Source organism: Paenibacillus phyllosphaerae (assembly GCF_014192105.1).
GTDB classification, from domain to species: Bacteria; Bacillota; Bacilli; order Paenibacillales; family Paenibacillaceae; genus Paenibacillus_Z; species Paenibacillus_Z phyllosphaerae.
Genome location: NZ_JACHXK010000001.1, coordinates 995,056 through 1,005,628, shown reverse-complemented (window position 1 = coordinate 1,005,628; position 10,573 = coordinate 995,056). Strand labels below are relative to the sequence as shown.

Sequence of the window (10,573 nt, the reverse complement as noted above, 5' to 3'; positions counted from 1 at the left end):
TCCGCCAGGAGCACCGCTGGGTAGCCAAGTACGGACGGGATAAGCGCTGAAAGCATCTAAGCGTGAAGCCCCCCTCAAGATGAGATTTCCCAGTACGTAAGACCCCTGGAAGACGACCAGGTTGATAGGTTCGAGGTGGAAGTGCAGCAATGCATGCAGCTGACGAATACTAATCGGTCGAGGGCTTATCCTGAGAACATTCGAAGAATGTTCACTTCGGAAGCATACGCTTGCTTCGGAGGAATATCTTCGAAAAAACCTAGCTAAAGGTGAAGAATTTCGTATCCAGTTTTCAAGGTGTGATCATCTGTTGATGATGGCCTTTAGCTCAGCTGGTTAGAGCGCACCCCTGATAAGGGTGAGGTCGGTGGTTCGAGTCCACTAAGGCCAACCATTTACCTTTATGGGGCCATAGCTCAGCTGGGAGAGCGCCTGCCTTGCAAGCAGGAGGTCAGCGGTTCGATCCCGCTTGGCTCCACCAAAATAACATTTTATTGTTCCCTGATAGCTCAGTTGGTAGAGCACTCGACTGTTAATCGAGTTGTCACAGGTTCGAGTCCTGTTCGGGGAGCCATTCTCATGGAGAAGTACCCAAGTGGCTCAAGGGGACCCTCTGCTAAGGGGTTAGACTGCGTAAGTGGTGCGAGGGTTCGAATCCCTCCTTCTCCGTTCTATTTTTATTTTCAAGGCCCGTTGGTCAAGGGGTTAAGACACCTCCCTTTCACGGAGGTAACAGGGGTTCGAATCCCCTACGGGTCACCATATGGAGGCTTAGCTCAGCTGGGAGAGCATCTGCCTTACAAGCAGAGGGTCGGCGGTTCGATCCCGTCAGCCTCCACCATATAACGTAAGGCTCGGTAGCTCAGTTGGTAGAGCAGAGGACTGAAAATCCTCGTGTCGGCGGTTCGATTCCGTCCCGAGCCACTTTGCATGTGCCGCTGTAGCTCAACTGGTAGAGCAACTGACTTGTAATCAGTAGGTTGGGGGTTCAAGTCCTCTCGGCGGCATATAGGGGCATAGTTTAAAGGTAGAACAGCGGTCTCCAAAACCGTTAGTGTGGGTTCAATTCCTGCTGCCCCTGCCAATTTGGCATACATGTGGCGGTCGTGGCGAAGTGGTTAACGCATCGGATTGTGATTCCGACATTCGGGGGTTCAATTCCCCTCGATCGCCCCATTTCCATATTGGGGATTAGCCAAGCGGTAAGGCAACGGACTTTGACTCCGTCATGCCAAGGTTCGAATCCTTGATCCCCAGCCATTTATTTTGAGCCATTAGCTCAGTTGGTAGAGCACCTGACTTTTAATCAGGGTGTCGTAGGTTCGAGTCCTACATGGCTCACTTCTTCAAATGCTGTTATAGCATATTGCGCGCGTATGGCGGAATTGGCAGACGCACCAGACTTAGGATCTGGCGGGCGACCGTGGGGGTTCAAGTCCCTCTACGCGCACCAACATGCGGAAGTGGCTCAGCGGTAGAGCATCGCCTTGCCAAGGCGAGGGTCGCGGGTTCGATTCCCGTCTTCCGCTCCATTATAATGCGCCCTTAGCTCAGCTGGATAGAGCGTTTGACTACGAATCAAAAGGTCAGGAGTTCGAATCTCTTAGGGCGCGCCATTTTTATTTTCGGGATGTAGCTCAGCTTGGTAGAGCACCTGGTTTGGGACCAGGGGGTCGCATGTTCAAATCGTGTCATCCCGACCATCTTATACACGTTAACCCTTCCTCCGGAAGGGTTTATTTTTATTTCATCCAAACGATTAGCCACTATCATGGAGCCTGCAATGGTGAGCAGCATCGTGATCAGAAATGGGCTATATTATTGTGAATATGCGGTAAAAAAAGAGAACCATGGACAACCATCGCACATATGGTTTACTAAGCATACATCGAGATGCGAAGATAAAACCTATTAGGAGCGAGGGCGGCTATGAGACGTTTAGGTGAATACATCACCTTGAACCTGGTATTATTGCTGCTTTGGGCTTTTTTGGCCGCGATGGATGGCTCCATTGCGCCGTTAGAAGGGGCAATTTTGTTTTACGCAGCCTTCATCGGGCTTCTGCACCATGCCAGCATCAAGCAGTTTCTATTTGGCTCCGAACCTGGCGATGACGGCGGCTGATCCAGAGAGAAGACGATAATCAGGCAAGAATGGAACCGGATAGACCGACGGCTCGGTCTATCTGGTTATTCGTGTTGGCCGGAGACGTTTAAGCGAATACCCAATCGGGGAAGTGGAGATAATGGGGAGGGCCTAGAAGCTTGATCTAAACATCCATTACTTACGATAGGAGATGAAATGAATGAGCCATCTGATTGTATTTGCACATCCGCATGAGGAAAGCTTCAATCACGCTATTCTCGACGCTGCTGTCGGCGCCTTGAAGGGCAAAGGCCAAGAGGTTGTCGTTCGGGACCTCTATAAGCTCGGCTTTAACCCGGTTCTATCCAGCGGGGATACGGCGGCTATGAGAGCGGGCAACACGCCTGAAGATATTAAAACGGAGCAAGATTATGTGCGCCAAGCAGAGACGATTTCATTTATTTATCCGATTTGGTGGACAGGCCTGCCTGCCGTCATTAAGGGATATGTTGATCGCGTTTTCTCCTACGGTTTTGCCTATGCGTATAATGCGCAGGGGGCGATTGATAAATTGCTCACGGGTAAACGGGGGCTGCTAGTCAGCACGTATGGTACTCCGGAAGAGTATTATCGGGCCTCCGGGATGCTTGAGTCCTTGAAGCAAACTTCGGACCAAGGGATCTTTGATTTTTGCGGCATTCAACCGGTGGACCATCTCTTGTTCGGCGGCGTAACGTCCGTGGATGACGCGGCGCGCAAGGCGATGCTCAAGCAAGTCGAAACGAGCTTTAGCTCGCTGTAAATCCGTTTGTCAGCACGAATCAGAGGGATTTATCTTGACTGCTTATCTGTTTACGACTGATGCTCGCTTCAGGTTTTAGGGCAAGAATGACACCCGGATGTATAGTAAATTATGTCTTGGATGAACAAATCTATTAACCGTCTGAAAGGCAAGGATTGCCACTCAGACGGTTATTCGACATAGGTTGACAACTCTAGTTAAACACTATATACTAACAAATAGTTAGAAGGTATGCACAGTGATAACCTATTACTGGCGGGTGATGAATGATGGAATTTTCTCATGACGAATTTATCAGTCTTGTCATTCATCAGACCGATCTCAAGCTAACGAGCTGTGTGAAGTCGCTGCTTGCTCCATTCGATGTTACTCCGGAGCAGAATCTTGTGCTCATGGAAGTGCACAAGCGTGGTGGCTTGACCCAGAATGAGATTGCTGAGCGGCTGAAGAAGGATAAGACCAATATTGCACGTATGGTCTGTCAGCTAGAGCAGAAGGGATTTATTCATCGGCAAGTCGATCCCGTGGATCGGCGTTCATTGAACGTCCATCTGACGAGTCGGGGAGAAGAGCTAAGGAATCAAACCCGGTTAGTGGCGGAGGATTTCACGCAGGCGATCTGCAGCGGATTGACGAAGGAGCAATTGGAGCAGTTCCGTATGGTACTTGCTACCCTTTGCGATAACGCACACGCGGCTGTCCTCGTCTCGACGGACAAGAGCGAGTAGCGGAATGAACATGGGTTTCTAACTTTTTATGCAATATAGTTGCTACGCGTACTAATTTAGTTGTTACACCTACCTTTTGGTTACTCGCTTGTCGCGGATCCAGCCAATTGGCAATTCACATAAATCAAATTATTTTGGAGGTAATACGATTATGGCAAAAGTTCTTTTCGTTAAAGCAAACAACCGCGCTGCTGAACAAGCAGTCAGCGTTCAACTGTATGATGCATTCCTGGCTGCATACAAAGCATCCAACCCGCAAGATGAAGTAACGGAATTGGATCTGTTCGCAGCGAACCTGCCTTACTACGACGCAAGCCGCATCAACGCGATGTTCAAAGCAGGCCGCGGCATGGAGCTGGCAGCGGAAGAAGTAACGATCGTTGAAGAAGTGAATGGTTACCTGAACCAGTTCATCGAAGCAGACAAAGTCGTATTCGCATTCCCGCTCTGGAACTTCACGATCCCAGCCGTGCTGCACACGTATTTCGACTACCTGTGCCAAGCAGGCAAAACATTCCGTTACACGGCAGAAGGCCCTGTAGGTCTGCTTTCCGACAAAAAAGTTGCGTTGCTTAACGCACGAGGCGGCGTGTATTCCGAAGGTCCTGCAGCATCGGTAGAGATGGCGGTTAACCTGGTTACGAATCTGCTGGGCTTCTATGGCATCCGCAACGTATCCAAAGTAATCGTAGAAGGACACAACGCTTCTCCTGACCGCGCTGCTGAGATCGTTGGCGAAGGTCTGAAACAAGCGAAAGAACTGGCGCAAAACTTCTAATTGTCACGGCATTATTCATACTCGGATTTATCGAGGACGGATTCCACAGGGATCCGTTCTTTTTTATATCCCGCAAGCTTAACCATGGCGGATAGCGGGTGAAGGACAGTACTTTTCTTGCACTATTTAACGGTAATGTTTTCATTAACTATATTTCGTTAGTTGATCGATTTTGCAGAGTGCGGAGCATTTTTAGAGGATGGGTTCTTAAATAGCAGGTAAAACAGTTAAAAATTAGGGTTGAAAAGAAAATTTTGTATGCTAAAATAAGTCATGAAATAAAACAGTTAACAGATTAATGTATAGATTAATCTATGGGAGGCTGATATTCTCGATAATGTTCGCTAGTCGGTACAATCCTCATCGGGAAGATCCTATAACCAAAGTAATGTAAGCGGTTCCTTATTGGCTGTTCCTGTATCGCAGCTGAACTGGCGACATCTAATCGATGTTTTGAAAACGTTTACTTTACCTAGTTGTGATTTACAAAGGGGTTAATCAGTGACTAAGAGGAGGGGTTTTTGTTGAGAAAGTGGGCAAAAGGATTCATGTTGTTGTTAACGATTGTAATGGTGTTGACGGCATGTTCAGGCGGCGGAGCGTCTTCCGGCAGCACCACCACGACTACGAACGAAGCGGCTAACGGCGGCAACAATGAGGCCACTAATGCCAATGCGAATGCGGAAGAAGGCAATGCAGAGGGCAACAATGCGAATGCCAATGCAGAAACAGAAGGCGAAGACGCAACCAACGAAGCAGTTGCTTCTGACGCAGTAGCAAACTTCCCGAAGTCGGAAATCGATCCGAATCTGAGCGGCGAAGTGACGTACTGGACGTTCATCGATAATAAAAAATACGATGGCGAAATTCTGAAAGCGTTCAACGCTGCGTATCCGAACATCAAGGTCAAAACGGTATTCGTGCCGTTCGCGGATCTGCACAACAAGCTGCAGACGACGCTTGCCGCAGGCAAAGGCGCTCCGGACGTGGCGCTCGTCGAGCAGGGACAATTCCCGCGTTACAGCACAGGCGGCGTTCTGACGGACCTGCTCCAGGCACCGTTCAACGCAGGCAAGTATAAGGACTATGTGTCCGAGTACAACTGGAACCGCTGGTCCTCCATCGACGGTACGCAACTGCTCGGCATGCCTTGGGACGTAACGCCTTCGGTGACTTACTACCGCGCGGATATTTTCGAAGAGCTGGGCCTTCCATCCGATCCGACCGAGCTTGGCGAATACATTCAAGATCCGGAAAACTTCTTCACCCTAGCTCAAACGCTCAAAGCTAGCGGCAAGTGGGCAATGGAATGGCGCGATTCACCGGTTCACTGGCTGGGCGATAGCTTCGGCTACTATGACAAAGAACTGAACTGGGTCCGCAACACGGATGAATTCGTGAAGTTCCTCGATATCAGCAAACGCGTCAACCAGTTGAAGATTGCGCCGCATGACGGCATCTACAGCGACAAAGGCAAGCAGCGCGTCAAGAAGGGCGAGTCGGTTATGTACGTATCCGGTACTTATGCACCGCGCGACCTGGCGCTGAACTTCCCTGAGCAAAAAGGCAAATGGAAAACGACGAGCGCGCCATTCGGCCTCAACTTCGGCGCAGGCGGATCGACGTTCGTGCTTCCGGCGCAAAGCCAGAACCAAGAAGCGGCATACGCGTTCATCGAGTGGATCACGACAACGGAAGCGGCATGGAAGCTACAAGTGGAGCAGTCCATCCAGCCGGACTGGAAGAACATTACGGAACTCGACTGGTACCAAAATCACACGAACGCTTACCTCGGCGACCAATCGGACTTCAGCTTCTACTCCTCGCTGACCGACAAGCTGCCGGTAAGACGTTACACGACCCTCGACGGATTGGCATGGCCGATCTGGGTTGAGAACGTCATCAAAGCGCTCGACAAGAACATCGACTCCAAGACAGCCATCCAACAAGCGCAAGAGGATATCGAGAAGAAGCTGAAGCCGGAGAAGGACAAATTGCTCAAGCTGATGCAGCAGCAGTAAGGTAAAGCGTACATCCGAATCATGAAGGCGAATCGTACGTGAATTTGATTCATGTTGTTGGAAGGGCAAACAATTGCTAAGCAGAAAGACGGGCCGCACATGTCAAAGCTTCGCGCTTTGGGATGTGCGTCTTACCTTTCATGATTCGGATGTTCCTATATGGCAAGGGGGGCTCCTTGGTGTTTCGGTGGATAAGGAAATTTAAGGTGACCATACTCGTCCTGCTGGCTGCAGTCTGCTTCTTCTTCTGGTGGAACGGCAACCGCGGTTACGACGATACGGCCATGGCTGGCTTCCCGGATTTGAGCGGGGTGGACGAAAGCTCGGTGCTCGAAGAAGGCGGAAGCAAACTGGAAGCTTCTTACTCGGCCTATTACCGTGACTTAAGCGCGGAAGGTTCGAAGGATACGGCGGGCTATAGCTTCAAGCTCGATGGACTCGCCTATGCCGCTGTCAGCGATGAAGGAACAAGCAAGGAAGAAGGGCTCGGCGGCCGCAGCGGCGGGGCGCTGGCATTGGTGGATGAGAATAGCTGGGTGGAATACGAGTTCGAGGTTCCGCAGGATGGATTCTATCAATTCGGGATGGATTATTACGCAATGCCGGGCAAGCGCTCATCCCTCGTAAGAAGCGTGGAGATTGACGGCGCCTACCCGTTCTACCAGTCCAAGAAGCTGGAACTCCAGCGGATGTGGAAGGAAGCGGGCGAGACTTGGTTCGACAATCAGAACAACGAGTTCAATCCGAAGCGGGAGGAAGTGACCGGCTGGCAGTACCGGGAATTCCGCGATTCGGAGGCCAAGAGTTATGATCCGTTCCGCTACTATCTGAAGCAAGGAAAACATACGATCCGGATCGGCAATATTCGCGAGCCTGGTGCCATCGGAGCCGTTTACATATTCTCGCCTAAGCAGGTTCCCGCTTATGAAACGGTGCAGCAGCAGTATGAGGAGCAAGGCTACAAGGCGACGAGCGGCCATTACATCAAAGCGCAAGCCGAACTGTCGAGCCTCCGTTCGGATCCGACGCTCAAGCGGATCGAGGACCGCGAGCCGGATACGGAGCCTTTCAACAAAGATGCGGTCGTGCTGAATTCGTTCGGCGGAGCAAGCTGGCGCACGGGCGGACAATGGGCGCAGTGGGAAGTCGAGGTGCCGGAGGACGGCCTGTACGAGATCGGCGCTCGCTTCGGGCAATGGTTCCTGAACGGGATTCCGGTGCAGCGCTCGGTGACGATCGACGGCGAGCTGCCGTTCGAGGAGATGAAAGGCGTCTTCTTCCCCTACAAAGCCGAGTGGCAGATTGCGAAATTCGGGGCGATGGATGAATCCGACCCTTATCTGTACTACTTGACGAAAGGCAAGCACACGATCCGGATGGAAGTCCAGGTGGGCGCGGTCGGTCCGCTGCTCGATCAAGTGACGGATACGGTTCGCAAAATGTCGCTCATCGGCCGCGAAGTCATTCAGGTAACCGGCACGAATCCGGACCCGAACGGCGACTGGAAGCTCGAGCAGAACATTAACAATCTGGTGCCGCGCCTGCAGGCGATGGCGAAGCATTTTGACGATGTCATCCATGGCTTGTATGACATTGGCGTGACCGAAGGCAGCTCCGAAGTGAGCACGCTCTACGAGGTGCGCGACGTGCTGCTCGGCATGGCGGAAGATACGCAGTCGATTCCGGCGCGGATGCAGCAGTTCACCGATCTGCAATCGTCGATTGGTACGTGGGTTAGCGGCATGACGAAACAGAGCCTCTTGCTCGATTATCTGATCGTCAAATCGCCGGATCAGCCTTGGCCGCGTGCAAGCGCGGGAGCATTCGTGCGCACGGGGACGATGCTCTACGATTTCGTCAACTCGTTCACGAAGGACTACAGCGGCGTCGGCAACATCTATAAGGACGAGAAGGTGCTCGACGTCTGGATCGCGCGCGGACGCGACTGGGTCGACATCATCAAACAGATGGTCGACGAAGATTTCACGCAGCAGACCGGCATTAAGGTCAACGTGAACGTCATTCCGGCCAATCAGATGCAGGTGCTGCTGCTCGCGAATACGGCTGGCATCGCGCCGGACGTGGCGCTTGGCGTCGAGGGCGAGGTACCGATCGACTACGCAGTGCGCAACGGGCTCGTGAACCTGAAGGATTACGCGGATTATGACGAGGTAGCTTCGCGTTTCCGTCCGGGCGCGCTGATTCCGTATCAGTACGACGGCGGAAGCTACGCGCTGCCGGAGAATCAGAACTTCAACATGCTGTTCTACCGCAAAGACATCATGCAGCAGCTGGGCATCAAGGAAGAGGATATTCCGGATACGTGGGAAGAGGTCATGGATCTCATTCCGCTGCTGCAGCAGAACGGTATGGACTTCTACTATCCGCATGCCCCGCTGAACCCGGCGCTGGCCATCAATGAATATGCCCCATTCCTGTTCCAGAACGGCGGCGAGTTCTACAAGGAGAACGGCGCGCTCTCGAATCTGGACAGTCCGGAGGCGATGAACGCCTTTAAGATGTGGACCGGGTTGTTCACGAACTACAAGATTCAGAAGCAGGCGGACTTCTACAACCGCTTCCGTTCCGGCGAAATGCCGATCGGCGTCGCGGATTACACGACGTACGTATTGCTCTCGACCGCAGCGCCTGAGCTGACCGGCTGGTGGGCGATGAAGCCGATGCCGGGCATGAAGCAGGCTGACGGCCAGATCAACCGTTCGACGGGCGGTCTTGCGCAGACGGGGATGATTTTCAAGAGCACGGACATGAAAGAAGAAGCTTGGGAATTCCTCAAGTGGTGGACGAGTGCCGATACGCAGGTGCAATTCGGCAGCGAGCTCGAGTCGCTGCTCGGCGTGGAAGCCCGCTGGAACACCGCCAATATCGAGGCGCTCAAGCAAATGCCGTGGTCCGAATCCGATATCGACGCGATCATGGAGCAGTGGGAATGGTTCAAGGAACGCGAAGTCGTCATCGGCGGCTACTACACGACGCGCCATATCGCGAACATCTGGAACGAAGTCGTCTTGAACGGTAAGATCCCGCGCGAAGCCGTCGAGGATGGCGTGAAGGAAATCAATAAGGAGCTTCGGAAGAAGCGCGAAGAATTCGGCCTAGATGAGGCAGACGGCGAGAAGGCCACTGCAGCTGCGGCCGGCACGACAGCAGAAGGAGGCGAGAGCCCATGATAACCGAAACGGTAGAAGCACCAGCGGCAAACCAAGCGAATCCGACTCGCCTCCGCAAGCAGGGCTGGCTGGCAACGCTATGGAGCGACCTGAAGCGGGATCGCGTCTCGTGGCTGTTCCTTGCCCCGTTCCTGATCCTGTTCTTCGTCTTCACGGTGCTTCCGGTCGTGACTTCGATCGGGATGAGCTTCACGTACTACAACATCATGGAGCCGGCGAAGTTCATCGGCCTCTCCAACTATAAGCTGCTGTTCGTCGACGACGATATTTTCCTCAAGGCGATCGGCATTACGATCAAGATCGCGTTCGTGACGGGACCGATCGGCTACGTGATGTCGTTCCTGCTCGCCTGGCTGATCAGCCAAATCCCGATCAAGTACCGCTTCTTCTACACGCTGTGCTTCTACACGCCTTCGATCACGAGCGCGACTGCCATGTCGGTCGTCTGGCTGTACCTGTTCGCGGGCGATCGCAAAGGATTGCTGAACTACTATGCGATGCAGCTGGGGATTTTCGACGAGCCGTACCTGTTCTTGCAAAATATTAACTCGATCGTGCCGGTCATCGTCATCGTCTCGCTGTGGATGTCCATGGGCGTCGGCTTCCTGGCATTCCTCGCCGGCCTGCAGAACGTGCCGAAGGATCTGTATGAAGCGGGCGCAATTGACGGCATCCGCTTCCGCTGGCAGCAGCTGATCTACATCACCGTGCCGGCAGTAAAGCCGCAGCTTCTGTTCGGCGCGGTGCTGCAGATCGTCGCATCGCTGACCGTGTTCGATGTCAGCGTGCAGCTGGTCGGCCTGCCGAGTCCGCTCTATGCGGGCCATACGATCATGACGCATCTGTACGATTATGCGTTCATTAAGTTCGAGATGGGCTATGCCGCTGCCATCGCGGTCGTGCTGTTCATCATGATGATCGGCCTCAACCGACTTATATTCAAATGGCTGGGGAGGGACTAACCGCAG

At 52.8% G+C, this 10,573-nt stretch carries 7 protein-coding genes, 16 tRNA genes and 1 rRNA gene; all 24 read left to right on the top strand.

Annotated elements, in window-relative coordinates:
- Nucleotides 1-193 (top strand): 23S ribosomal RNA (locus FHS18_RS04195); the annotation flags it as partial.
- Nucleotides 194-317: 124 nt separating this feature from the next.
- A tRNA-Ile gene (locus FHS18_RS04190) sits at nucleotides 318-394 on the top strand.
- Between the two features lie 11 nt (nucleotides 395-405).
- Nucleotides 406-481 (top strand) — tRNA-Ala (locus FHS18_RS04185).
- A gap of 17 nt (nucleotides 482-498) precedes the next feature.
- Nucleotides 499-574 (top strand) — tRNA-Asn (locus tag FHS18_RS04180).
- A 7-nt stretch (nucleotides 575-581) separates the two neighbouring features.
- Nucleotides 582-669: transfer RNA gene (locus tag FHS18_RS04175), tRNA-Ser, on the top strand.
- An 18-nt stretch (nucleotides 670-687) separates the two neighbouring features.
- A tRNA-Glu gene (locus tag FHS18_RS04170) sits at nucleotides 688-762 on the top strand.
- Between the two features lie 3 nt (nucleotides 763-765).
- Nucleotides 766-841: transfer RNA gene (locus FHS18_RS04165), tRNA-Val, on the top strand.
- Between the two features lie 10 nt (nucleotides 842-851).
- A tRNA-Phe gene (locus tag FHS18_RS04160) sits at nucleotides 852-924 on the top strand.
- A 10-nt stretch (nucleotides 925-934) separates the two neighbouring features.
- Nucleotides 935-1,007: transfer RNA gene (locus FHS18_RS04155), tRNA-Thr, on the top strand.
- A 3-nt stretch (nucleotides 1,008-1,010) separates the two neighbouring features.
- Nucleotides 1,011-1,084: transfer RNA gene (locus tag FHS18_RS04150), tRNA-Trp, on the top strand.
- A gap of 16 nt (nucleotides 1,085-1,100) precedes the next feature.
- Nucleotides 1,101-1,176, top strand: a tRNA-His gene (locus FHS18_RS04145).
- A 9-nt stretch (nucleotides 1,177-1,185) separates the two neighbouring features.
- A tRNA-Gln gene (locus tag FHS18_RS04140) sits at nucleotides 1,186-1,260 on the top strand.
- A gap of 8 nt (nucleotides 1,261-1,268) precedes the next feature.
- Nucleotides 1,269-1,341: transfer RNA gene (locus tag FHS18_RS04135), tRNA-Lys, on the top strand.
- A gap of 29 nt (nucleotides 1,342-1,370) precedes the next feature.
- A tRNA-Leu gene (locus FHS18_RS04130) sits at nucleotides 1,371-1,453 on the top strand.
- Between the two features lie 4 nt (nucleotides 1,454-1,457).
- A tRNA-Gly gene (locus FHS18_RS04125) sits at nucleotides 1,458-1,532 on the top strand.
- A gap of 7 nt (nucleotides 1,533-1,539) precedes the next feature.
- A tRNA-Arg gene (locus FHS18_RS04120) sits at nucleotides 1,540-1,616 on the top strand.
- 10 nt (nucleotides 1,617-1,626) lie between these two features.
- Nucleotides 1,627-1,703 (top strand) — tRNA-Pro (locus tag FHS18_RS04115).
- Nucleotides 1,704-1,929: 226 nt separating this feature from the next.
- A complete protein-coding gene (locus tag FHS18_RS04110) occupies nucleotides 1,930-2,124 on the top strand; it encodes a hypothetical protein (protein ID WP_183597218.1) in 195 nt (64 codons plus the stop codon).
- 181 nt (nucleotides 2,125-2,305) lie between these two features.
- A complete protein-coding gene (locus tag FHS18_RS04105; RefSeq protein ID WP_183597216.1) occupies nucleotides 2,306-2,887 on the top strand; it encodes an NAD(P)H-dependent oxidoreductase in 582 nt (193 codons plus the stop codon).
- 266 nt (nucleotides 2,888-3,153) lie between these two features.
- Complete coding sequence (locus FHS18_RS04100) at nucleotides 3,154-3,615, top strand: MarR family winged helix-turn-helix transcriptional regulator (RefSeq protein ID WP_246427414.1); 462 nt, start codon at nucleotides 3,154-3,156, stop codon at nucleotides 3,613-3,615.
- A 151-nt stretch (nucleotides 3,616-3,766) separates the two neighbouring features.
- The gene (locus FHS18_RS04095; protein WP_183597214.1) at nucleotides 3,767-4,393 is read left to right on the top strand and encodes an FMN-dependent NADH-azoreductase; all 627 of its coding nucleotides are present in this window, start codon (nucleotides 3,767-3,769) and stop codon (nucleotides 4,391-4,393) included.
- Between the two features lie 524 nt (nucleotides 4,394-4,917).
- Nucleotides 4,918-6,414, top strand: coding sequence for an ABC transporter substrate-binding protein (locus FHS18_RS04090; protein ID WP_183597212.1), 1,497 nt, complete (start codon nucleotides 4,918-4,920; stop codon nucleotides 6,412-6,414).
- Nucleotides 6,415-6,593: 179 nt separating this feature from the next.
- Nucleotides 6,594-9,605, top strand: coding sequence for an extracellular solute-binding protein (locus FHS18_RS35095; protein WP_183597210.1), 3,012 nt, complete (start codon nucleotides 6,594-6,596; stop codon nucleotides 9,603-9,605).
- Entirely contained in the window at nucleotides 9,602-10,567 is a 966-nt protein-coding gene (locus tag FHS18_RS04080) for a carbohydrate ABC transporter permease (protein WP_183597208.1), read from the top strand. Before FHS18_RS35095 ends, FHS18_RS04080 begins: the two co-directional genes overlap by 4 nt.
- Nucleotides 10,568-10,573: the final 6 nt, after the last annotated feature.